Source organism: Pseudomonas sp. SCB32 (genome assembly GCF_009189165.1).
Classification (GTDB): domain Bacteria; phylum Pseudomonadota; class Gammaproteobacteria; order Pseudomonadales; family Pseudomonadaceae; genus Pseudomonas.
In genome coordinates, this window is record NZ_CP045118.1 from 5,328,695 (window position 1) to 5,351,301 (window position 22,607).

A 22,607-nucleotide genomic window follows, 5' to 3' on the forward strand; every position below is an offset into this window, starting at 1 on the left:
GTCTACACGATGAAGAACTAGTTTGCGCCGCACTTGCTCTACCCTGCAGGAACTTCCCGCAGGGCAAAGCCAGGGCGATGATTTCAGGACTCCTGCCAATACAAGCGCATTAGAGACCTCTCCTGACCATCAGCCTCCTTCTCCTGATCCTTATAGATCCCGCCAACTACCGGAGAGTTCGACTTGTAGTAATGGACTTTCAGGAACCCTTCGCGCTCTTCAACAACGACCCTGCGGGAGTAACCAGACTTCTCCAGCGCGGTGGATACCGCTTCTTCAGCCTTGCGGCTGGAAGAATCGAACTCAACCTCACTGATACTCAACGCTCCGTTATCATTTGGCTTGCTCGTTTGCTTAAGAATATTCCCACTTAACGGCAATACACTGCCATCTGGAAGCTGTAGTTGCTTGGCAGCAACAGCTGTCTCAGTAGGCTTCGCGACGGAGGCAGAGCCAGCCTGCTCCTTGGAGGGCGATTTCGCCTCATTATCACAGCCGGCTAGGACAGCTAGCGCAACAAAAAACAGAATCGGCTTGATCATAACAAAACACTTCCTTTCTAAATCCGAACACAATAAATACAACCGACAGTCTTGCAAAAATCGAAGCACATTATTAATTAAACCTCGAGCCTGCCAAGCCGCCAGATCCCACCCTGATATTGACATCAAGAAATTCAAAAAACAGATTTCAAAAATCCACCCACCCTTTTATTCAAACAACCCAATCTCCAATAAAACTGTCTTCCTCATTGAGCTTTGCTCAACCACGCGCCGGGCCGCGGCAATGGACTTCCGAGAGAACACATCTGGATCCATATACATCTCTTCAATCCCCTTGCTCAAACCAAGGAATGACTCAGGCTCATCCAGATAAGCACAGTCCGAATCCGCGAACTCTGGAATAGCGGCAACCGCACTGGTTATGGGCACGAGACCGGAAGACATGGCCTCATCTCGAGAAACACCTTGAGTATCCATTCGACTGGGGCAAAGGAAGACTCCATACTCCTTGTGCAATGCAGCGATTTCAGCTTGCTTTAGAAAACCGCGCTGGATTTGCACATTGGGGTATTGGCGCAAGGGCTCCAATGTCTGTTCGAAGAGCTGACCGTCTCCAACCATCCGGAATTCCAACTCCCTGAACCAAGGTTTTTCACTCAATGCCTGAATGGCTCGTACGCTGAGATCATTGGCATAGGTCCGGGAACTATAAGGGCGAATCGAAAGAATCTTCTTTCGCTGTTCCCCCCCCTTCTCCTGATAGGAGAAGAGATCGGTATTGATCGGATTATGGATGATTGCGTACAGGCTCTCAGGAATCCGGAAACCAAGATCCTCCATGACGGTTTCTGCAAAATAGCGAGAAACAAAGACCAATCGGAGATTCGCAGGCATCGGCTGTAGCAGGTTTCTCCAGAACGCCAGGCGCCTTTCGCTCTCCAGCTTGCCAAGTGCCAGCTGCTCATCAGTGCTGTAGTTGTATTCACGGCGCCACCAAGGCTGGATTTCGGCGCCATGTACCCAAACCACGACCTTCACCTGGTGCATGTGCTTGCGTAGCACTTCCCACATGTCCGGATCGAGGAAGTGCACCAGGACCGACTCGAAGCGCCCACTCGCCAACATGCGATCCAGGGTCTCCTGGGAACCGGTGATGACGTCGATATCCTCGAACTCGTCGTAGCTCACCGTCTGGTCCTTGCGCAGGCGGAATACATCCGCCCTCACACCGTGCTCACGGTAGGCCCTGACACGGCTGTGGACAAATCCATTGCGATACAGATCGCCATAACTGGGATAGTGATTGGTGAGCAGCATGTGCCTGGAGCGATCCAGCATTGTCGACGGCTGAAGATCGCGATGTCCCAGCAATAGACCATTTACCTTTGCACTGCCGCTTGCATACACACGCCAGCCCATTCGAATGAACGCGGTCTCCGGTGGAATCGCCACCGTTGTATTGCGATTGGCATACACCATGACGTGACTTATGCGCTGTTTCTGCCCGTCGAGCATCAGCAGGACCAGCTGCAGGTTCAGTCCTGGGGTCGTGTCGAGGAACAGCTTGAGCTGACCGTTTTCGCCAAACTCTTCTGGCGTCAGTTCACGTGCCGCATAGAGGTATTCGTGCTTGCCGTCGGCAAGCGTGGAGTCGATCCGCCATTCATCCTCGGCCAACTCCAGGGTCACCGCCTTGCTGCGCAAGGTGCCGAATACGGCCTCAAGAGCATTCGCTCCCATACGTGGCGTATCGCTTGGATCAATACGGGCAGGGGGGATGGCTTCGGCGCGCGCCTGTACCTCTTCGATGCTCAACCCGATATCCAGAGCCAGGTCATCGACCCTGGTACCGGCATTCACTCCAGCGCCGTCAAGACAGTAGTTGTACGGATCGATCGCCAGGGCGTCCTGTGCCTGGTAGAGCCATTCACCAAGAGACTTCAACCAGGGCAGCACTTGCTGCTCAGCCAGCCGATGCGTCTCAATGGCCGAAGCACGCGCCCGCAGCACGGCCACAGGTCGGTATGCATGCTCCAGCGCGAACAGGTGGATACCCTGATCGCCCGATGCATAGTGCGCAACCTTACCGACCACTCCCGCCTGGCTGTACTGAGAAGCCAAGGCAATATCAAGCAGGTAATTGGGGCCGTAGTAATCGTCGGCATGCATGCCACAAACCCAGCGGGCATCCCCGGCGAGCTCCCCCACGCCGTGCTTCCTGAACTGCCGTGCGGGCAACAATGTGATGCGCGGATCTTCCAGCTTGATGGTCTCGGCCAACTTCCTGCTTGTCAGAATGAAGGCGCGCATTGGCTCATAACGCTGCCGCTGCAGCTGGGCGATGAGTCGATCGACTGCTCCGGCATCCGTTGCCATGGCAAAGACAGCAATCTGCGGCAGGAACGAAGTCACCGGCCGGGCCAACGCCTTGCTCAGCACATAGTCGAGACGGCGACGGTAGGTATGCTCCTGCATCACCTTGCGCAATGCAGCCAGGCGAAGCTTGCCGCAATCCTCCTCGTTGCCAGCCAAACTGTTCAGGCGACGCAACATTTCCCCACCACTATCGGTACAGATGACCAGCTCCCCAAAGAGCAAACGCAAGCCACGTGAGAAATTGCTGACCGTAATGGTGTTGGAGCCAAGCAGTTCGAAGACTCGGCGAGCGAACATCGACTGCGACTGTTTGATCGAGTTGAGATTGATCGAGTAGCGATATCCCTTGTAAGCCGTATCGATCTGCTCGAACGAAAGAGTACCGACGATGTAAGGCCGGTACTCCGCTGGGAATTGGTAGTTGGGGTCATCCTTGCCGAAGTTGCGATCAAATATTTCCAGCGGTCGGAACTTGGGGAGCTCAGCGACGAAATTGCCCAGGTCACGGGTACGCTCGGGGTAGCGCACGTAGTAGGCACCCGCAAAACAGAACGCATCCTTGCGCTGATACAGCTCAATGGGGTTATGGACAGCTGGCTGGCAGGCGAACGGCAGCAGGTAGACCCTTTCGTGCCCGAGCCCCGCCTTGTACCGGTGGATGCAATCGATGTCCGTGGTAAAGACGAAATCGAACTGCCTGGCGGTGGTCAGGAAAGTCTCGAAGTGGATCGGGTCTTCCTTGTTCCAGAAGGCGGTTGGCACGCCATTGGTCTTGCACCAGGCCACGATGCCTTGCAGCTCCTGGCTGTTATGCCCCACCTTGCTGCCCCAGAGATCATCCTTGCCACGCCAAGCAGACTCGATGAACAGCAGTTCCGGCTGGAATGCCTGTAACTCGTCCAACCAGTTACCTGGGGTGAGCTGTTTCAAGTCGCACTCAAGGCGATAGGAGCCGTAAGAGAACTCATCCATGACGCAGGCCACTCGGACCTGTTTCCCGTCAGCCTGACTCGCAAGCATAAGCTGGCGCGCCATCCCTGCGTTACCGAGCAGTATCGGACGTGCGTTGTCGTAGGTATCGGCGAACTGTTGCGGGGCCGGCAGGGCTTTGGGAGAGGTATCGTGCCCGACGTGTTTCCACCGAAGCGCCTTTCGTTGTTTGCTGGCCTGCCGATAGAGACTCAGCAGCGAGCCCGGCAAGCGCACGAGCCCGTCCAGGGAGGTAGCACCCGCCTTCAGCTGATACCCCAGTTGATAGGTCAGGCTGGCCCGTGTCTTGATCAGGCGCTGTTCGGCCTGGTAGCGCTTGGCATTGGCCCGCTGCAGGTCCTCGACCAGTTCCTCGATCTTTCGCTTCTGCTTGGAGGAACACTCGAGGAGGCTGTCCATTTCCGCCTTCAATTGAGGGATCTGCTCCCCGGTGACACTGCGATATTTCTGGTTGGCGACATCCAGCAGGGCGCGAGTGGACGCCAGTTCGCTGTTCACGTGTTGTTGCGACGCCTGCCAGTCCTCCCGGGCACTCTCCAGCAGCACTTCGGCCGCTTCCCGTCGAGCACGCTCCTCGGAGAGCTGCTCCTGTAGCTTCTCGTTTAGGTTGCTTACATCTCGTGCCTGCCGTTGTGAGATCTGCAGGTCCTCTTCTGCGGCAAGGTACGCGTGATGATTTCGGTCCAGCTGCTCCTGGAGGAGTGTTGTCTGCACGACCTTGTCCAGCTCAAGCTGTTCGATCTGCGCCAAAAGCGATGTGCGCTTCTGTTGAAGTTCGCTGTTTTCGAGCGCCTGTCGTTGTCGATCCCGCTCTGCGTTCTGTCGAGTCGACGACAAGACGTCCTCTGCCTCGCGGCGGCGACCCTGCTCAAGAATTACTTGCTGCTTCGCGGCGGAAAGCTGCCCGCCCAGCACCTTCCCAGCCTGCTTCCGAGCCTCAAGTTCAGCCTGCAGGGAGACGATATCCCCCCGTAGAGCCACCACGAGGCCCTCGGCAATCCGTGCGTTTTCCTGGGCAACAGCCAAGGTCGGCTCGACAACGAGCTTGGCCGATTCGGATATATCCAGCTTCGAATCCAATTGCGAAATCCTTTCCTTAATCCACTGAGGCTCGCTGCCGGTCTCCGCCAGGCGGGCAAGCGGCAACGCTCTGGTGTCCACCTGGAGAGAAATCGCCCCTGGTTGTATCGTCTCCACTGGCAACTCCACCTCGACGACCTGCCGACGCGACGGGCCAGCCTTTTTCTTCGCAGATCGCGATGGGGTTGGAACCTTCTCCGAAGGACTCTGGATCACCTGCCGTTGCTCGGCAGCACGATAGGTATCAAGCAGCCTCTTGAGCCGCGAGCGTGCGAGACGCAGCCCGCCATCGACCTGCTCACTGGGTAGGAAGAGATGCGTGGGACTAGCGTTGAAGGACTCCAGGTAGCTGTACCCCCGAACCTGCAGCCAGTCCGCCACTACGACGAACTCGTCCTTGGACAGACACTCGACATAGATCATCGGCCGGTCCCTGCGCAGCAGCTGCTCAGCGCCCTGCAGCACGGGCATTTCCATGCCTTCAACATCGATCTTCAACAGCTTCACGGTGTGATCGAAGTGCAGATCGTCGAGCGCGACGATATCGATATCGCCTTCCCCCACCACGATGCTCTGCGCGCCGAGATTTTCCGGAATCGCCCGCTCGAATCGCCCTCGAGCTTCAGCCTCGCCCACTGCGCGAGCCATGACTGCCACACGCTCCGACAAATCATTGGCTTCAATACAGGACGCCAGTGCACCCGCCAGCGCTGGGTTGGGCTCGAAAGCGATGACCTGGCATCCGACAACTGCGGCCAGATACAGGGTGTGATTTCCAATATTCGCGCCGACATCCAGAACAAGATCACCGGTGCACACGCGCCGGCCCATGTCCTCGAGCATCGAAAGCTCGTACGGACGTTGCTCGGCAACGATCTTCTTCTGGATGTAATCCGTCTCGCAATTGGGCAGAAACAGGCTGTATCGGTGCTCACCCACCGTAAGGGTGGCCACTTTACGAACCGGATCGTGTGCGAGTCGGACGGCTACTTCAGCGTGCATATCGGCGTCTGCTGTTACGTACTAGTCAGTTGAGAGCGCCACAGAAGTCCAGGGGCCGCAGGCTCCGCAGTACCTCCGACCCCCTGAACTCCCTGTGCGGAACCAGCACCGCGATCAACGCATCGCGTCCTTGCCCGAGAAACTCATCGAAGCCCACCAGTTCGCAGCGATCCTTGCGAAGGGAAGCCGGCACCTCTTCGATGTTCGGCTCCACCAGCTTGATCTCGAACCCTTCATCAAGGAGCCGCTGGACAATGCCCAACGCAGGACTCTCGCGCAGATCGTCGATGTCCGCCTTGAAGGCAGCCCCCAAGCAATAGATTTGCTGACTGTCACGCGCCGCAGCTTCAGCCTTGAGCTTGCTGACGACGAGCTCGGGCTTGTAATCGTTGACCTCGCGGGCACAGCGGATCAGGCGCGCCTCATTGGGCGTCCTGCTGACGATGAACCAGGGGTCGACCGCGATGCAGTGGCCGCCAACACCCGGGCCGGGCCGGAGGATATTCACTCGCGGGTGGTGGTTGGCCAGACGGATCAGCGCCCAGACATCGATGCCCAGCTTGTCGCAAATGATCGACAGCTCATTGGCGAATGCGATGTTCACGTCACGGAAGCTGTTCTCAGCCAGCTTGCACATCTCCGCGGTGCGAGCATCGGTCACGATGCACTCCCCTTCGACGAAGGTCTTGTACAGGCGCACCGCAGCCGCTGAACATTTGGGCGTCAGCCCACCGATGATCCGGTCGTTCTCCACCAACTCACGCAGCACATGTCCGGGCAGAACCCGCTCTGGGCAATGGGCGATTCGAATGTCCGACGCCTCGCCGTGGGTGGACGGGAACGTCAGGTCCGGCCGTCCTTCGGCCAGCCACTGGGCCATCTGCTCGGTGGCTCCGACTGGAGAGGTGGATTCGAGAACGACCAGATTCCCGGCCTTCAATACGGGAGCAATGGCCCTGCTCGCGCGCTCGATGTATCCCAGGTCTGGCTCGTGCCCATCCTTGAATGGCGTCGGGACAGCAATCAGGAAAGCGTCCGCGGGCTCCGGAGTCGTCGTGGCGCGCAGGTAGCCGCCGGATACCGCCGCGTGCACCACCATATCGAGTTCAGGCTCTACGATATGGATGCCCCCACGGTTGATCGTCTCCACCGCGCGCCGATTGACATCTACGCCAATCACCGTCTTTCCGCGGGCGGCAAACACCGCCGCAGTGGGGAGACCAATGTAGCCAAGACCAACCACCGAAATCCTTGTGAAGCTCATGCTGCACCTTTCAATTTGTCATTACGCAGGCCGGCCAACGCGTCGAGGATTCTTTCGCAGGCATGGCCGTCGCCGTAGGGGTTGTGGGCAAAACTCATGGCGCGATAGGCGGCGTCATCAGTCAGCAATTGATGGAGATTTCGCGAGACGCTCTCGGCCTCGGCACCGACCAGCCTGACGGTGCCGGCCGCCACCGCCTCGGGGCGCTCGGTGGTGTCACGCATGACCAGCACCGGCTTGCCCAGGGAAGGCGCTTCCTCTTGAATGCCTCCCGAATCGGTGAGGATCAGGTGCGAGCGGCTCATCAGGTAAACGAACGGCAGATAGTCCAGGGGTTCGATCAGATGGATGTTGTCGATCCCCGTCAGCAGTCGATTGACGGGCCCCCGCACATTCGGATTGAGGTGCACCGGATAGACGATGTCGAGGTCCGGGAAAGCCGTCGCCGTCGCTGCCAGCGCTTTACAGATTTCTTCGAAACCGCGTCCGAAGTTCTCACGACGATGTCCGGTCACCAGAACGATGCGGCGCTCCGATCGCAGGAAGGCGAACTGCGCCTGTAAGCGGGCTCGTATCTCCGACACACCGCAATCAAGCTTTTTCACTACGTCCAGCAGCGCATCGATGACTGTATTGCCGGTGACGTGAATCCGATTGGGTGGCACGCCCTCGCGCAGCAGGTTGTCCCGGGACGCTTGGGTAGGAGCGAAATGCATGGTCGCCAGGGCTCCCGTCAGCCGACGGTTCCCCTCCTCGGGCCAGGGCGAATACAGGTTGGAGGTTCGCAGACCGGCCTCCACATGCCCCACCGGAATTTGCTGGTAATACGCCGCAAGGCTGGCAGCGAAGGTAGTCGCGGTGTCACCGTGCACCAGCAGAATATCCGGCTGGAAGTCACGGAGAACGGGCTTCAAGCCCTGCAGGATGGCTGTAGTGACATCGGTCAGGCCCTGGTCCGCCCTCATGATCGAAAGGTCGTAATCAGGTACCAGTTCGAACAGTTCGAGTACCTGATCGAGCATCTGCCGGTGCTGCCCGGTCACGCAGACACAGGCATCGAAGCGGGGGTCAGCGGACAATGCCTTGACCAGCGGCGCCATCTTGATTGCCTCTGGACGAGTTCCAAAGACGCTAAGAACCTTGATCGGCATTGAACGCACCTTCCACCCGGTCAATTGATAGAAACTTCCGTCCCGCACAACGCCTGCCGCAATCACGAACGAACACAGACTCCAAGGCGGAGCGATGCCGTTAAGCGGATTGGGAGGAACGCTCGCGTGAACCGCATACCCAGTCGATCCGGGCATGCAAACGAGGTGCGCAGTGTCGATTTTTTCGATCGAAAGATCTGTCAGCGAACACCGCCCCTGACCGACCAAGAACCTTCAGATTGCGACAGGATTTTCTGATACGGATTTGCGCAAGGACGTCATGAGAGCAATGAGATGGGGACATCAGGCAAGAGACGAACAGCCATACCGACTGCGTCAGCCAACGAGATGGGGAGGGTGGGAGATTGCGATGACAGAAGCTGGCCAGGGTGGTGCGCAACATTGTCCTCGCCACCTCCCAGAGAAGCCGCGAGCCCTTAATTCAAACGCTGTCGGAAGAGCGGGCCTCGGCAAATATGCAGGTGACATGAGCGGCGGGAAGAAACGCGAGTAATGGGAAACTAGACCAGCAACGCTCCCCATACAGGCAAGTGCTCGTCAGCCGCTACATTGACAGCGGCCTCCCCCTGCCGCCGGCGAATACGTAATCGCTCCGCACTGTAGAGCAACGGGCCGCCATTGTCTTTTGCGCCAAACGGGTCATCGATCAGGACACCACCGATCAGTCCCTGTCGGAACAGTTCCCGAATGACCAACAGGTTTCTCTCGCGGCTGCCGCTCAGATCGTTCACGCTTTTCGAGTCGGTTTCCGAAAGCTGGCTGAGCACGGCGCGCAGCTGGGCCTGGGAGAAAGGGCGACTCATGGTGGACTCCGGATCAACGCGGGCGGAGTCGTGACTATCGACGACGAATGTTAACGCTCGATTAGGGGCAGCTGGCCGGCGGGGCGGCCGGCCAGCGAGGAACGCCTGAGTCAGTCCCGCGAGACGCCCAGCTCCAACAGGGCGAGACGCTCTTCCAGGGCGGCGATGCGGGCCTCCAGTTCGACCAGACGGCCTTCGTCGTACCCACCACCGTCGCTGCGCTCACTCGAAGCGCGGCTACCGCTGGCGACGATGGCGGCCGCACGGTCTTCCTCGGTACCCAGCAGATGCATGTAGCGGTCTTCGCGCTGGCCGCTCTGGCGTTCCAATTGCACAGCCATGCCACGCGCGGCGAGACGTTCGAGCTGGTGGCGGACTTCCTCGGTGTCGTCAAAATCGTGCATGCGCTGGCTGCGGGTCAGCAGTTCGTTGAGAGTCTGCGGGCCTCGCAGGAACAGCAGGCCGAGCAGGATGACCTGCGGCTTCACCAACTCCAGCGCCTTGTCCAGCCGCTGTTCCCAGCGGTCGGCGCGACTGCCCATGACCAGTCGGGTCATCTCGCGCCCTTCGAGGTGGCGCAGGGACTGGCCGACCTGGCCGGGGGTGAGGTTCATCACCGGGTCGCGGCTGGTCTTCTGGTTGCAGGCGGTGACCAGGGCGTTGAGGGTCAGCGGGTAGGTTTCCGGAGTAGTGACCTGTTTCTCGATCAGGCATCCGAGAACGCGGGCATCCACTGCGCTGAGCGGTTCGAAGTCGGAAAGGGTGTCGAGCGACTGGCTCATGGCGGTATCCGTCAATGGAGGAACCGCCCTAGCCTAGCCAATTGCGCAGCGTTTGGCAGCCTCAGGCAGCGCCGGCCAGACGGCGGCTCAGCGGTCGCTCGATGACCGCCCAATGGGAGAAGGACTCGGCCAGCTCCTGCTCGCGCCCCTGCGCATCGCGGCCGAGGGTGCGACGGGCGAGATCGCCGGTGAACCAGTTGGCGGTGTTCGCCGCGACTACACGGCCCTCTCCGTTGACCACCAGGGCTTCATGACCCATCTGCATCAGACTGCCCAGCAGTACGCCCTCGAACTCGTGCAATGCGATGTCGGCGGCGGCAACGCCAATGAAGCGGCCGTCCACCTGGATCGGCACGGAGAAGGCGAGGATGTACAGATCGGTACCGTAGAGGTCGACGAAGGGCCCGACCACCGAGGGCAAGCCGCTGGTGCGCGGGCGGGAGAACCAGGGCATGTTGAGGTAGTTGTAGAAGTTCTCGCTGCGCCGGTTGAAGTTCAGACTCATGGGCACGACCTTGTCGCCGCGGCCGTGATACCACCACTCCAGGTACATCTCCTGATCAGCCAACTCGCCCGGCTCGATCACTACACCGGTGCCGTGCAGGCGTGTGCCATCAGCGGTGAGGTCGTGCTGGATGCGCGGGCGCAGCGCACCTAGGTCCTTCGAGGACGGACGCTTGCCCTCCTTCGCCAGCTCGCGCCAGATCGCCACGACCTCGCCGGCCAGCTCGTCGAGGCGCAGGAAAACGTTACGGATGGAAGCGTCGATGCGCTGTGCACAGCGCTGGAGTTCATCCGTGGGTTGCTCGCTGGACATGACCGGGGGTCCTCGCTGTTCTTGTTATCGCGCAGGCCAGAGAGGCCCGCGTGTCTGTTCGGTGAGTCATCGCATGCGCCCGTCCGGACGCGCCGGGAAAGCAGCAAGCACTGTGCCACTCAGCCGTCGTCGGCCAGCAGGCTCAGGCGAAGGTTGATCAGGCGTTTGATGCCGCGGGTGACGTGGGCTTCCGCCAGCGCGCCGGCCAGGTTCGAGTCTCCTGCCGTGATCGCTTCGAGAATGGCGCGGTGTTCCTGTTCGATGGTCGCAGCTCCAGGAAAGCCGTCCACCGGCAACCACAACCATTCGCCGATCTCCGCCTGCAGGCGCGTTTCCGCGTGGGTGAGGCGCACGGACTGGGCGGCAACGGCGATCTCGATATGGAAGCGCGCATCGGCGCGGCGCTGTTCCTGGCGCGTGGTGGCGCTCGCCAGAGCGTCGAGGTACTGGGCAATGCGCGCAAGTTCATCGGGCGTCGAGCGCTGGGCAGCCAAGCGCGCGGCGGCACCAGCGATGGCGACGTGCTCGTCGCCCAGGTCACGCAATTCCAGCGCACTCATCTGGCGCAGCTGGCCGAGCAGCGCATCCTCCGATGTGCGCTGCGGCGAGCAGACGAAGCTGCCGCCATTGCGCCCGCGCCGGGTCTCGATCACGCCACGCTCGCGCAGCTCTGCCAGAGCATCGCGCAGGGTCACGGTGGCGACGCCGAACTGCATCGCCAGCTCGCTTTCGCTGGGCAGTTGCTCCCCCTCGGCGTAGAGGCCGAGATCGACCATTTCCACCAGCCGGCGCGCAACCTCTTCGGTGCGCCCTTCCTGGCGCAGACGCATGAAACTGGCGGGGCGGACTTTCCTGAATTCGTTCATAGGCAGCAGTGCGAGGGGCGCTCGAGGCGGACGCTTCCTGCGCGAAATATTCCTGTTCCGGCGTTGATGGCGAAGTCTACCGGCAGCCGGGCTGCGGCTTCGCTCAAAACTATGTCTCCATATTTTTAAATCGCTTTCCGGACTCCCAGCAAGGCCTTTCAACAAAAAAACCCCGTTCAAACGCTCATTTTTCAACCTGTATTGGCAACGGCAGAATCATAAGATATGGTTTCAAATGTATTTGCCAGTGACGGCCCTCGAGCCGCCTCCGCCAACAACAGCTAGAACGAGGAGCGATACAGATGAGCCAGCCAACCCGCGCCGATTGGGAAGCCCGCGCCAAGACCCTGAAGATCGAAGGCCGCGCCTTCATCCAAGGCGAGTACCTTGCCGCCGCCTCCGGCGACACCTTCGACTGCATCAGCCCGGTGGACGGCCGCCTGCTGGCCAAGGTCACCAGTTGCGATGCCGCCGATGCCGAGCGCGCTGTGCAGAGCGCCCGCGCCACCTTCGACTCCGGAGTCTGGTCGCGTGAAGCGCCAGCCGCACGCAAGGCCGTGATGATCCGCTTCGCCGCCTTGCTCGAAGAGCACGCCGAGGAACTGGCGCTGCTGGAAACCCTGGACATGGGCAAGCCCATCGGCGACTCGCTGAACGTCGACCTGCCGGGCGCTGCCGACTCCCTGCGCTGGAGCGGCGAGGCCATCGACAAGGTCTACGACGAAGTGGCCGCCACCTCCCATGACCAGCTCGGCCTGGTCACCCGCGAGCCGGTAGGCGTAGTCGCCGCCATCGTGCCGTGGAACTTCCCGCTGATGATGGCCGCATGGAAACTCGGTCCGGCGCTGGCCACCGGCAACTCGGTGATCCTCAAGCCCTCCGAGCGCTCGCCGCTGACCGCCATCCGCATCGCCCAACTGGCCCTCGAGGCAGGCCTGCCGGCCGGCGTGCTGAACGTGCTGCCGGGCTACGGCCACACCGTCGGCAAGGCCCTGTCCCTGCACATGGATGTGGACACCGTGGTGTTCACCGGTTCGACCAAAATCGCCAAGCAGCTGATGGTCTATGCCGGTGAATCGAACATGAAGCGCGTCTGGCTGGAAGCCGGCGGCAAGAGCCCGAACATCGTCTTCGAAGACGCCCCGGACCTGCAGGCTGCCGCCGAATCCGCCGCCGCCGCCATCGCCTTCAACCAGGGCGAAGTGTGCACCGCTGGCTCGCGCCTGCTGGTGCAGAAGTCGATCAAGGCGAAGTTCGTTCCGCTGGTGGTCGAAGCGCTGAAGGGCTGGAAAGCCGGCCACCCGCTGGACCCGGAAACCAACGTCGGCGCCCTGGTGGACGGTCGCCAGCTGGAGCAGGTGCTGGGCTACATCCAGGCCGGCCAGGACGAAGGCGCGAAGATCCTCACCGGCGGCAAGCGCGTGCTGGAGGAAACCGGCGGCACTTACGTCGAGCCGACCCTGTTCGACGGCGTGAGCAATGCCATGCGCATCGCCCGTGAAGAAATCTTCGGCCCGGTGCTCTCGGTCATCGAGTTCGAGGACGCCGAGGAAGCCGTGCGCATTGCCAACGACACCCCGTACGGTCTGGCCGCCGCGGTATGGACCAGCGACATCTCCAAGGCCCACCTCACCGCTCGCGCCCTGCGCGCCGGCAGCGTGTGGGTGAACATGTACGACGGCGGCGACATGACCGCGCCCTTCGGCGGCTTCAAGCAGTCGGGCAACGGTCGCGACAAGTCGCTGCACGCCTTCGACAAGTACACCGAGCTCAAAGCCACCTGGATCAAGCTGTAACCGACCAGGGCCTGAGGTTTGAAGGAAGACGGCGCGCGGCCAGGTCCGCGCGCCGAACAATAACAACAACGCTTTCCGTTGCACCGATTGCCGGGATGTCGACGCGAAAACCTCAAACAGGAAACCCACGATGAACAGCTCGATCCAGCCCCTGGACCGCGACGCGGAACAACTCCGCGCGCTGGGCTACACCTCCAATTTCGAACGCAGCATGAGCCTGTGGCAGAACTTCGCCCTGGGCTTCACCTACCTCTCGCCGGTGGTCGGCGTGTACACCCTGTTCGGCCTGTGCCTGGCCGCCGGCGGCCCGCCGATGTTCTGGTCCTACCTGCTGGTGGGCATCGGCCAGTTGCTGGTGTGCCTGATCTTCTGCGAAGTGGTCTCGCAGTTCCCCATCTCCGGCGGCGTCTACCCCTGGGCGCGACGCCTGGTGGGCAAGCGCTGGGCCTGGATGGTCGGCTGGATCTACTCAGTGTCGCTGTGCGTGACCATCGCCGCCGTCGCCCTGGGCGCCGGCCCGTACATCGCCACCCTGCTTGGCTTCGAGTCCACCCCGGTGGCCAACACCCTGGTCGCCCTGGCGCTGACGGTGATCGCCACCCTGCTGAACCTGTCCGGCACCAAGCTGCTGGCCCGCGTGGCGATGTTCGGTTTCATCTGCGAACTGCTCGGCGCGCTGGTGATCGGCACCTACCTGCTGGTGTTCGAACGCCACCAGCCGTTCTCGGTGCTGTTCAACACCTTCGACATCCGCATCGACGGCAGCTACTGGCCGGCCTTCCTCACCGCCTCGCTCGCCGGCATGTTCCTCTACTACGGCTTCGAGGCCTGCGGTGACGTCGCCGAGGAAACCCCGAACCCCAGCCGCCGGATTCCCAAGGCCATGCGCATGACCATCTGGATCGGCGGCGGCGCGGCCATCTTCGCCGCCCTGGCGCTGATCCTCGCGGTACCGGACATGCAGGCGGTGATCTCCGGCGCGGACAAGGACCCGATGACCACCATCCTCGACAACGCCTTCGGCGTGACCGGCGCGCGCCTGGTGATGGCGGTGATCATCGTCTCCTTCGTTTCCTGCGTGCTCAGCCTGCAGGCCGCTGCCAGCCGCCTGCTGTACTCCTACGCCCGCGACGAGATGGTGATGGGCAGCGGTGTGCTCAAGCGCCTGTCGCCCAACACCCACGTGCCAACCGCCGCGCTGATCGCCTGCGGGGTGATCCCGGCTGTGATCGTCTGCGCCGGCTTCTATCTGCAGAACGCGATCTCCATGGTGGTGAGCTTCGCCGCCATCGGTATCTACCTGTCGTTCCAGATGATCGTCAGCGGCGCCCTGTTCGCCCGTGCTCGCGGCTGGAAGCCGAGTGGCGCCTTCACCTTGGGCAAATGGGGCTGGATCGTGAACGTCCTTGCACTGACCTACGGCGTGCTGGCGATCGTCAACATGTCCTGGCCGCGTACACCGGATGCCCCCTGGTACCTGAACTACGGGATCATCCTGGTAGGCGGCATCGTGATCGCGCTGGGGCTAGCCTACATGACCCTGTTCCGCCCGTACGACAAGGGCACTGCACCCCATGGGGATGCGTGGAAACTGCATCAGCAATAAGCGTCAAAGCGAAACGAAAACGCCCGGTAGGATGCCGGGCGTTTTTGTGTCTGCAGTAGGCTATCGCCCCGCTACTCGAGCATAGAGATCGGCGTAGGCCTCTCCCATTCCCTGGGCGGTAAAGGTCCCCAGGAATCGGGCCCGCGCGGCCAGTCCGTATCGCTCGGCCAGCGCCGGATTGTCCCACAGAGCCTGCATCGCCTGGCGCAACGCCGCGGCATCGGCGGGAGGCACGACGATGCCGGTCTCCTCGTGCTGGTTGATGAAGCTGGTGCCAGTACCGATCTCGCTACAGATCAGCGGCTTGCCCAGCATCGCCCCTTCAAGGAGTCCGATGCCAAATGCCTCCGAGCGCAAGTGCGAAGGAAAGATCACGCCATAGCTGGCCCACATCAGATCGATCTTTTCCTGCTCACTGACCTGCCCGAGGAAATGCACATTCCTCAGATCATTTTCCACGGCGATCTGCTTCAGCTCGCGCTCCATCGGTCCGGCGCCGGCGATAAGCAGCGGCCACGGGGCAAACTTCATCGCTTCGAGCAGATAGTGAAGGCCCTTGTAGTAGCGCAGTACGCCCACGAACAAGAAAAAGCGCTCGCCATAACGACTATGCAGCTTCGCGACCTCGGTAACGTCGGGTCGAGGATAAAGGTCCTGCTCCAGGCCGATAGGGATAGAGCAGGCCTTCTGCCCGTAGCGCCTGAGCACCGTCGAACTTTCCAGGTAGTTCGGACTGGTGGTGGCAATGGAGTCCACCCGCCCCAGGAAGGCCTTCATCAACGGCAGGTAGAGCCGCAACAAGGCCTTTTGCCGCACGATGTCCGAGTGATAGGTCACCACACTGGGCTTGCCCAGCCCCTTTAGCAGATGCACCAGATCCATGAACGGCCAAGGGAAATGGTAGTGGATAACGTCAGCCTGCTTCGCCAGGCGCGCGAATGCGCCCAGCGCGGACCAGGAAAACCCGGTGGAGGCGATGTGCAGATCCTGCTTGGCCTGCACCAGCCGGAAGCTGGAGGTGGTTACCGGCTTCATTGGCTCCCTGGCCAGCGAGAGTACGGTGTTCTCGCAACCCTGGGTTGCAGTGGCGTGGGTCAGGTGCCGAATGAACATCTCTACCCCGCCAAACTGCTCAAGCCCGAAGGTCTTGTAGAAGTGCAGGACCTTCACGGTAATCGCCCCTCACGCCTTCGGAGCAAGTTGTTGCCCCCTGCTGCTGAACACATCGATCAGAGCCGCCCTGCTCCACTGACCCGCCGATACAGATCTCGAATGGTCATTGCAAACCTGGACGACAGAGAGAAAAGCACCAGTGAGCCCACCGAAACCAGCCAGTGCCGATGGAACCAGCACAGCAAGTACTTGTTGATCAGCACGTCCGCATAGCGAAGCGCCCTCTCGGAGGAAGTGCGCTCTGTGCGCAGCGTTTGCAGGTCCAGCTCAGTCATCAACGAGGTCGGTGCATAGGGCGCACTGAGGAACCGCTTGGGGGGGGCAACTCCAAGATTTTGCCAATCGTAGAGTTCGAAATTCTCCACCAGCAGATCCTCCCAGGCGTTGAATAGCCTGTAGCTGGTATGTGAGATGTGCTCCAGATCGACGTTCAGACCATTGCGCTGGGCAAAGCGCAGGAAAATCGCTTGCTCAGGCAGTAGACGAAATGAGGTATAGCCCTGGAAGGTGCCAATTGGATTGGTACGAGGTCCGCCGGGGAGAAATATGAAGTCATCGGGCAACGGGCCGATATCCCAGAGCTTACGCAGATCCTCGGTTCGACCGAACTGCAGCGTATCGGTCAGATGGAACAAGTAAGGAATTTTGCAAGGGTTACGCAGAAACAGGTTGGAAACCGCTATCCGGCGAGTAAACAGCGCTGCCGGGGTGTCATTGCTGGCAAGCGTGCGGATGCGCTCGACGATGGCGTCACTGGTCAGGAGGTGATCGGTTCGCAGCTTGATGCAGTACTCCCGACTGACGCGCTCAAGGCCGCACATCACTGACGATATCAGCTTGTTGACATTATTCCGGTTGCCATTGACGTCCGTAAAATGGCGCGAAGATTTAGCGCGAACAACGATGACCTCATCGCAGTCAATCCGCGGCTCGTCATCATGGGTTGAAAGAATGACTTCTGCTTCCGGCAAGTACTTCAGGACGGAGCCAATGGCTTCTTGCGCGATATTCACCTGACCGTTGAATGTCGGCCCCTGAATGACAACCGATATATCCCGAGAGCAGAGAGCACTGGTCATCCGATCAGCTCTCCGCAGAAGTGCAAAAGCCGGTGCACGGAGACCTGCAGGTGCTCAGCACTCGTGTCGATAATGAAGTCCGGAGCGGACGGAGCCTCATACGGAGAGTCGAGCCCCGTGAAGCTGCTGATCAGCCCCTGCCTCGCCTTGCTATAGAGCCCTTTCGGATCGCGCTGCTCACACTGATCCAGGGGAGTGGATACGTAGACTTCGACGAACTGCGCAGGCTCGAACAGAGCACGCACGCGCTCGCGATCACGGCAATAGGGCGAAATGAATGCGCACAGCACGACCAGTCCGGCATCCACCATCAGTTTCGCCGTTTCGCCTGCGCGGCGGATATTCTCCGAGCGCTCAGCCTCCGACATTCCCAGATCCCGGCACAATCCATGACGAATATTATCGCCATCGAGCAGGTAGGTTTTCTTTCCAGCCTCGTGAAGTGCCACATCCAACGCATTGGCGAGCGTTGATTTCCCCGAGCCGGAAAGGCCGGTGAACCAGATACAGGCACCCTTCTGCCGCATGACCCCTGAGCGCATTTGTGTAGTCACTTGCTGCTCATGCCAACGCACATGGCTCTTCAGCTCAGCCGACATACCTGCCTCCCTCTTCCTGTCCAGCGAACAACGCTCTCATCTGTCAGCAGGCAAAATCGATGGAACGAATCATGATGCCAAGATCGCGATTATCCCCTGAGAGCCCCAAAGCTGCCGGGTTCCTGGGGTTATCGACGATGATTGTCAGCGTTATCGACTTCGTCCTCTGGATAAACTCCGGCGAGTCGAAGATGACCAGATTCGATCCTCCATTGGACTTTCCAAGCAGAAGTGTTGTGCTGCCGATCAGAATGTCGTCCAGGAATAGGCTGAAGCTTGTTCCGACGTCCTGAAGCTCCAGGCTCCAGGAGATATTCAATGTCGTGCGCAAACGCCCGGACAGTTCTTTATCGGGCGTAAAGCAGAGAGTGCACGTGCTGCCCCGCGTCCAGGAACCATCCTGTTCGGGCGCGAAGAAGCCATCGAACACGTACTTCCAAGCATTGCCCTGGATCGCCAGATCAATCTTCTCACCCGCAGCCAAGGGATAGCCGACGAGCTTGCCCGCAGCCATCTTTGCCTCAACATCGGCGGGCCAGTTCTCCAGGTCAAACAGCTGGTCCATCGCGTCGAATGTGCGTTGCCCTGTTGGGTTTTCGATGAACGCCGGCTCGGCCTTCCTGCCAGCAAAACCAATCTCCGCCATGTCGAAGTCGGCCTCGATCTGCAGGAATTCAGCGACTCGCTCACCGATGACCTGGTTCTCGTTCAGTCGGAATCCTTCGTAAAGCAACCAAAGGAAGTCCTCGCTCTGCCGCCGACTGATCGCGTAGTTGAAGGAGTTCAGCCAGTCGCAGAATGCATGCTCAGGGTCCTCTGACAGCGTTCCATCATCCTTGACCGTATAGGAGTTCACCACGGCAACAGGATTGCGGATGATGTTGATCTCGCGCGTTTCCAAACCCGCGGGATATGCCGGCTGTTCCCAGCGCTGCAATCCCGGAAACTTGGTCCCCACGACGGAAGGGGATTTCCTGAACGTTGTGGAGAATATCGCCTCGATGATTGGCAGACAGTCGCGCTCACGATTGATGATCGAGTCTTCATAACTGTGGCCATTTCCCAGTGAATCGTGGAAATCCTGGTTCAGGAACAGCGTCTCTATCGAACCAAAGAAATCCCCAGGGTAATGCTCATGCAAAACTGCGATGCTCTGGCTTTTATTCAGGGCCGAACCCAATGCCGTAGTGCCGCTGCGCGGGCATCCCGTCACATTGAGCCAAGTGATTTTCTTATCCATGGTTATCCCTGAACTCAGGCTCTGGAGCGGATGATACGGTTGTAGAAGAAGCTCGCTATTTCTCTCAATCTGGCGAGAGGCCAAAGGATGGGCGAACTGGTCGTGTAGACCTTTTCAACCGCAACGGACAGGAAAAGCATGTCGGTCTGCGTCGAACTGGAGGAGAGATTTCTGCCCTCGGGCAATACGTTGAAGGCCGTATTGCAAGTACGCAGGTACAACGGCAACTGGACCCTGGTGACGGCGAAAACCAGCTTCAACTCGCTGGCCGTCGGCACCATGAAGAAGCAGGTAGCCAACTTGCTGATGAAATCCTCACCGGTATCAAACTCGTGCTGTCCGAAATCGATTACCAGCCACTCATGCGCAAACGCCCCAACCTGCTCGGCAATACGATTCGTGTCGAGTACGACCTTGCCATCCGCAACGCTGCCCTGACGGTGCATGAAGTCATCCAGCCGGAAGCACTTGAGAGCGCTTCCCTCAATCTGCGCATCGGCTTGCAGGTTGTAGAAGCTGTCCACCGCGATAACGCTGTTCCTGGACTCATTCGGGGTCTGGATGGCGTGCAACTTCCGCACAAGGACGTCGGGATCAATCCGACCCGAATCATTGGCGACTACGAATACTTTCACAGGCTGGCCTTCGAATAGGAGTCAAAGGGCGTCGAGTTGTAGATGGCGCGTACACACTCTTTGAAACTGGTGAAGTAAAAGAACTTGCCATTGCTCCGGTACAGGCGCAGCGCAGATAACAGAACGCCAGGTAACGACGACGTACGGCCATGGAAGTACTCCTGCGGGCTGTCGAAGAACCAGGTCTGCAGTGTGCGCTGCCGGATCATGCTGCGAATCGGCCAACAGTCGATGATGAAGTTGCGCTTGGCATCCGCCGGATCTTTCAGGAACTTCTGCTCGTACTCGGCGCGCAGGCCATCCGGCAATTGATCCAGCAGTACCAGCTTCTCGAAATCGCTGATGAACCGCCGAACCGAAGCCAGGTCGTTCGGGAAAGAAGAATGTCTGATCAGCGTGCTGATCAGATGGACCCAACGACGGGCACTCAGGTTCTTGAGGCCGGTTGGAATCGCTGCCGCGGTTTCGTCAGTTACGTACTTGCTGGCGAACTGCTGGAGTCTGGCCAGGGCAGCCGCCGGAGTCATGCGCAGCAGCGGCTTCTTGGGCAGCAGAGACAGATAGTTCGGAGAAGCGGACTTGATCGCGCCGTTGGCGGTCTCGATGAACGCACTCGAGCCCAGCACCGCGCGCGAGGTTACCGTCTGAGTAATGCCATGCGGGTTGACTCGAGTCGGGACACCGAGCTTCGAGCTCCGAATCCCATGCTCGATGTCTTCGTACTCGACCCACAACAAGGACTCATCCAGCGGGCAGAGCGCCCACACTTCCTTGCGGCAGATATAGAGACTGCCAGTGGGATAGGAAATATCGTTGTTGTAACGGATCGGATTGGCGAAGCAGAAGCCCGAACGCTCGAGCTCGGTGAAAGTCGATGGTGCGACAGTCACGGCGGTCTGGCTGGTGCGGTGCAGTCCCCGGATACCGCCGCCCATCTCGTTCACCGACATGCCGAGGTCGGAGTAGCGACGTGGATAGAGGCAGACGCGATTGTCGAAGAACAGACTCTGCAGCGTCATCAGCGGATAGCGAGGACCGAAGCGGCGGACCATTTCGCCGAAATGGCTGGGCAGGAACACCCGATCGTGCAGGATCACCAGATTGTTGTAGCGAGCCTCCTGGGCCAATCGGTTCTTCTTCTTGCAAATCTGTACCGGCGGCGCGGTGATGTCCTCGCCAACGATGCGCACCTGGTCGAAATACCGGAAGTTCTTGCCCGGTGTTCCGCAGAGAAGGATTTCCTTGTTGGGAATATCCAGCTCGAGAATGCGCTGCACGACCGCATTGAGTACGGTCGCGTCCTCCGGACCGACCGGCAGACCGAAGGTCCAGCTATCAAGGTCGTCATCGGACTCTGCCGGCAATCGGGCGGTCTTTTGATAAGTGACCCGAGTGGCGCTGCGCTCTACGCAGGAGAGCGCCCCGGTGAAATACTCTCGATCCAGGTAGCTCTCTTGCGGCGTGTCTTCGATGAGCGTCAGGGTCTGCCCCAACTCGAGGAAGTGCACGGCGTCCCACAGCAGAAGCGCGCTCAGCGGAGAGTCACTCTGCACACCGTAGAAGCAATACGAGCCAGCCCCGTAAATGTCCAGCGGCCGCGTGGCGGCGTGCAACTTCCTGACCGTTATATCCGGCTTCAGCCCCTTGTACTGACGGAACGAGAACAGCCGTTGGCAGCCCTGAGGCAACACAAGGTCAGACGGAATGGCACGAAGTTGCTTGGGCGCAAGGTAGCCCAGCTTGGGATCATGTTGGAGCTGTATCGTTTTCATACTTCTACGAGGTACTTGTCGTTCAGTGCTCCAGGCACCTTGACCACAACGGTGACGGCGTCGGAAAGCGCCTTGAATGCCGTTACATCGCCCGGCTCGAGCACGATGATTTCACCGGCGCCCCAGGTCTTCCCGCACATCTCGACTTCGCCGGAGAGCACCAGCGTTACCTCGGTGGCGATCTTGTGATAGTGAGCGGCCTCAGCGTCCCCCGCTTGATACGGCTTGACCGCGACTTCGCAGGCCTGGGTGCTGAAGGCCGTGGGCGTGAAGCCACCGACGAACCAGCCCTTGACCATGTCCTTCAGGTGAGCGGAGTTCATCGGGCACCTACCGTTTCGAAGGCATGCAGCTGGTGCGTGTTCTTCAGCGGGTGGTACTGGCTGGGCTCGACGCGGAAGGTACCGATCCGCTTGTGCAGCAGGACCAGCTCATTGAGTGCCGGCGCGATGTAGAAGGCCTCGTTGACCTTGGCATCCTTGCGGATCATTTCCTTCACCGCCTCGACGAATACCGAGCCACGGTCGAACCAGTAGAGGCCGGCCACCGCGTGGTTGCTGATCGGGTTCTTCTCCGCCGCCTCAGTCACGTATCCCTCGGCGTTCATGCGGATGAAGGAGTAGCGCGGGTGCAGGGACTTGAAGATCACAACGCCGGCGTCGCACTGGTCATTACGGAATCCGCCGATGATGTCGTGCAGCGAACCATCGAGCAGCTCGTTGCAGTTGATGATCAGCAGCTCGTCATCGTTGTCGATGTTCTCCGCCGCGAGCAGCGCAGTGCACGCCGCGCCCATGGTCAGTGCCTGCACCGGCTGTACGGTGGCAATCGGGCTCATCTGCTGCAGCATGTTGCGCAGGTGGTACTTGGAGACGTCTTCCTTGGGCAGCATGCAGACGATGCGCGCCGGCTCCAGGGCCAGGCATTTCTCCACGAGATGCTGGATCAACGGAATGCCGTCACGCTCGGACAGGTAGTCTGGATAGTTGCTCTCCGCCTTCACCGAGGCGCCTTCGCCACCGGCCAGCAGTACGATGTTCAACTTGCGCATG

The 22,607-nt window shown here is 60.0% G+C and carries 18 protein-coding genes; 2 read left to right on the plus strand and 16 right to left on the minus strand.

Annotation, left to right across the window (positions count from 1 at the left end):
• Window positions 1-83 precede the first annotated feature (83 nt).
• From GA645_RS24370 to GA645_RS24405, 8 genes are all read right to left on the minus strand, one after another.
• Window positions 84-542, minus strand: a complete 459-nt coding sequence (locus tag GA645_RS24370; protein WP_152226233.1) for a hypothetical protein — start codon at window positions 540-542, stop codon at window positions 84-86.
• A 168-nt stretch (window positions 543-710) separates the two neighbouring features.
• The gene (locus GA645_RS24375; RefSeq protein ID WP_256676013.1) at window positions 711-5,951 is read right to left on the minus strand and encodes an FkbM family methyltransferase; all 5,241 of its coding nucleotides are present in this window, start codon (window positions 5,949-5,951) and stop codon (window positions 711-713) included.
• Between the two features lie 25 nt (window positions 5,952-5,976).
• Window positions 5,977-7,215: a UDP-N-acetyl-D-mannosamine dehydrogenase gene (gene wecC / locus GA645_RS24380; protein ID WP_152226235.1), complete on the minus strand. Its 1,239-nt coding sequence runs from the start codon at window positions 7,213-7,215 to the stop codon at window positions 5,977-5,979.
• Window positions 7,212-8,366 carry a non-hydrolyzing UDP-N-acetylglucosamine 2-epimerase gene (gene wecB, locus GA645_RS24385; protein ID WP_152226237.1) on the minus strand — a complete coding sequence of 385 codons (1,155 nt, stop codon included), beginning with the start codon at window positions 8,364-8,366 and terminating at the stop codon, window positions 7,212-7,214. Before wecB ends, wecC begins: the two co-directional genes overlap by 4 nt.
• Before the next feature lie 521 nt (window positions 8,367-8,887).
• Window positions 8,888-9,190: a hypothetical protein gene (locus GA645_RS24390; protein WP_152226239.1), complete on the minus strand. Its 303-nt coding sequence runs from the start codon at window positions 9,188-9,190 to the stop codon at window positions 8,888-8,890.
• A gap of 110 nt (window positions 9,191-9,300) precedes the next feature.
• Window positions 9,301-9,972, minus strand: coding sequence for a YceH family protein (locus GA645_RS24395; protein WP_152226241.1), 672 nt, complete (start codon window positions 9,970-9,972; stop codon window positions 9,301-9,303).
• 61 nt (window positions 9,973-10,033) lie between these two features.
• A complete protein-coding gene (locus GA645_RS24400) occupies window positions 10,034-10,789 on the minus strand; it encodes a cache domain-containing protein (RefSeq protein WP_152226243.1) in 756 nt (251 codons plus the stop codon).
• A gap of 119 nt (window positions 10,790-10,908) precedes the next feature.
• Window positions 10,909-11,655 (minus strand): FadR/GntR family transcriptional regulator, encoded by a 747-nt coding sequence (locus GA645_RS24405; protein WP_256676014.1) that lies wholly within the window; start codon window positions 11,653-11,655, stop codon window positions 10,909-10,911.
• A gap of 302 nt (window positions 11,656-11,957) precedes the next feature.
• Here GA645_RS24405 and GA645_RS24410 point away from each other — a divergent pair, with 302 nt between their 5' ends.
• Window positions 11,958-13,451 (plus strand): aldehyde dehydrogenase, encoded by a 1,494-nt coding sequence (locus GA645_RS24410; protein WP_152226245.1) that lies wholly within the window; start codon window positions 11,958-11,960, stop codon window positions 13,449-13,451.
• Between the two features lie 130 nt (window positions 13,452-13,581).
• Window positions 13,582-15,057 (plus strand): APC family permease, encoded by a 1,476-nt coding sequence (locus tag GA645_RS24415; RefSeq protein ID WP_152226247.1) that lies wholly within the window; start codon window positions 13,582-13,584, stop codon window positions 15,055-15,057.
• Window positions 15,058-15,117: 60 nt separating this feature from the next.
• Here the strand turns inward: GA645_RS24415 and GA645_RS24420 are convergent, their stop codons facing one another.
• The 8 genes from GA645_RS24420 to GA645_RS24455 are packed head-to-tail and all read right to left on the minus strand — an operon-like array spanning window position 15,118 to window position 22,606.
• Window positions 15,118-16,227 (minus strand): glycosyltransferase, encoded by a 1,110-nt coding sequence (locus GA645_RS24420; RefSeq protein ID WP_218572340.1) that lies wholly within the window; start codon window positions 16,225-16,227, stop codon window positions 15,118-15,120.
• Window positions 16,228-16,286: 59 nt separating this feature from the next.
• Window positions 16,287-17,309 carry a WavE lipopolysaccharide synthesis family protein gene (locus GA645_RS24425; protein ID WP_152226248.1) on the minus strand — a complete coding sequence of 341 codons (1,023 nt, stop codon included), beginning with the start codon at window positions 17,307-17,309 and terminating at the stop codon, window positions 16,287-16,289.
• Window positions 17,306-17,908 (minus strand): adenylyl-sulfate kinase, encoded by a 603-nt coding sequence (cysC, locus tag GA645_RS24430; protein ID WP_152226250.1) that lies wholly within the window; start codon window positions 17,906-17,908, stop codon window positions 17,306-17,308. Before cysC ends, GA645_RS24425 begins: the two co-directional genes overlap by 4 nt.
• A gap of 43 nt (window positions 17,909-17,951) precedes the next feature.
• Entirely contained in the window at window positions 17,952-19,148 is a 1,197-nt protein-coding gene (locus GA645_RS24435; protein WP_152226252.1) for a hypothetical protein, read from the minus strand.
• A 14-nt stretch (window positions 19,149-19,162) separates the two neighbouring features.
• Window positions 19,163-19,783 carry a hypothetical protein gene (locus tag GA645_RS24440; protein ID WP_152226254.1) on the minus strand — a complete coding sequence of 207 codons (621 nt, stop codon included), beginning with the start codon at window positions 19,781-19,783 and terminating at the stop codon, window positions 19,163-19,165.
• Window positions 19,780-21,555, minus strand: coding sequence for a hypothetical protein (locus tag GA645_RS24445; protein WP_152226256.1), 1,776 nt, complete (start codon window positions 21,553-21,555; stop codon window positions 19,780-19,782). Before GA645_RS24445 ends, GA645_RS24440 begins: the two co-directional genes overlap by 4 nt.
• On the minus strand, window positions 21,552-21,878 hold the full coding sequence (locus tag GA645_RS24450; protein ID WP_152226258.1) for a hypothetical protein: 327 nt from the start codon (window positions 21,876-21,878) through the stop codon (window positions 21,552-21,554). The genes GA645_RS24445 and GA645_RS24450 overlap by 4 nt, the downstream gene beginning before the upstream one ends.
• Window positions 21,875-22,606: a glycosyltransferase family 2 protein gene (locus tag GA645_RS24455; protein ID WP_152226260.1), complete on the minus strand. Its 732-nt coding sequence runs from the start codon at window positions 22,604-22,606 to the stop codon at window positions 21,875-21,877. The genes GA645_RS24450 and GA645_RS24455 overlap by 4 nt, the downstream gene beginning before the upstream one ends.
• Window position 22,607 lies beyond the last annotated feature (1 nt).

What these genes read in the sequence shown, in the direction of transcription:
- GA645_RS24370 (WP_152226233.1), bottom strand. Translation starts at nt 542, where the DNA reads ATGATCAAGCCGATTCTGTTTTTTGTTGCGCTAGCTGTCCTAGCCGGC.
- GA645_RS24375 (WP_256676013.1), bottom strand. Translation starts at nt 5,951, where the DNA reads ATGCACGCTGAAGTAGCCGTCCGACTCGCACACGATCCGGTTCGTAAA.
- wecC (WP_152226235.1), bottom strand. Translation starts at nt 7,215, where the DNA reads ATGAGCTTCACAAGGATTTCGGTGGTTGGTCTTGGCTACATTGGTCTC.
- wecB (WP_152226237.1), bottom strand. Translation starts at nt 8,366, where the DNA reads ATGCCGATCAAGGTTCTTAGCGTCTTTGGAACTCGTCCAGAGGCAATC.
- GA645_RS24390 (WP_152226239.1), bottom strand. Translation starts at nt 9,190, where the DNA reads ATGAGTCGCCCTTTCTCCCAGGCCCAGCTGCGCGCCGTGCTCAGCCAG.
- GA645_RS24395 (WP_152226241.1), bottom strand. Translation starts at nt 9,972, where the DNA reads ATGAGCCAGTCGCTCGACACCCTTTCCGACTTCGAACCGCTCAGCGCA.
- GA645_RS24400 (WP_152226243.1), bottom strand. Translation starts at nt 10,789, where the DNA reads ATGTCCAGCGAGCAACCCACGGATGAACTCCAGCGCTGTGCACAGCGC.
- GA645_RS24405 (WP_256676014.1), bottom strand. Translation starts at nt 11,655, where the DNA reads ATGAACGAATTCAGGAAAGTCCGCCCCGCCAGTTTCATGCGTCTGCGC.
- GA645_RS24410 (WP_152226245.1), top strand. Translation starts at nt 11,958, where the DNA reads ATGAGCCAGCCAACCCGCGCCGATTGGGAAGCCCGCGCCAAGACCCTG.
- GA645_RS24415 (WP_152226247.1), top strand. Translation starts at nt 13,582, where the DNA reads ATGAACAGCTCGATCCAGCCCCTGGACCGCGACGCGGAACAACTCCGC.
- GA645_RS24425 (WP_152226248.1), bottom strand. Translation starts at nt 17,309, where the DNA reads ATGACCAGTGCTCTCTGCTCTCGGGATATATCGGTTGTCATTCAGGGG.
- cysC (WP_152226250.1), bottom strand. Translation starts at nt 17,908, where the DNA reads ATGTCGGCTGAGCTGAAGAGCCATGTGCGTTGGCATGAGCAGCAAGTG.
- GA645_RS24435 (WP_152226252.1), bottom strand. Translation starts at nt 19,148, where the DNA reads ATGGATAAGAAAATCACTTGGCTCAATGTGACGGGATGCCCGCGCAGC.
- GA645_RS24445 (WP_152226256.1), bottom strand. Translation starts at nt 21,555, where the DNA reads ATGAAAACGATACAGCTCCAACATGATCCCAAGCTGGGCTACCTTGCG.
- GA645_RS24450 (WP_152226258.1), bottom strand. Translation starts at nt 21,878, where the DNA reads ATGAACTCCGCTCACCTGAAGGACATGGTCAAGGGCTGGTTCGTCGGT.
- GA645_RS24455 (WP_152226260.1), bottom strand. Translation starts at nt 22,606, where the DNA reads ATGCGCAAGTTGAACATCGTACTGCTGGCCGGTGGCGAAGGCGCCTCG.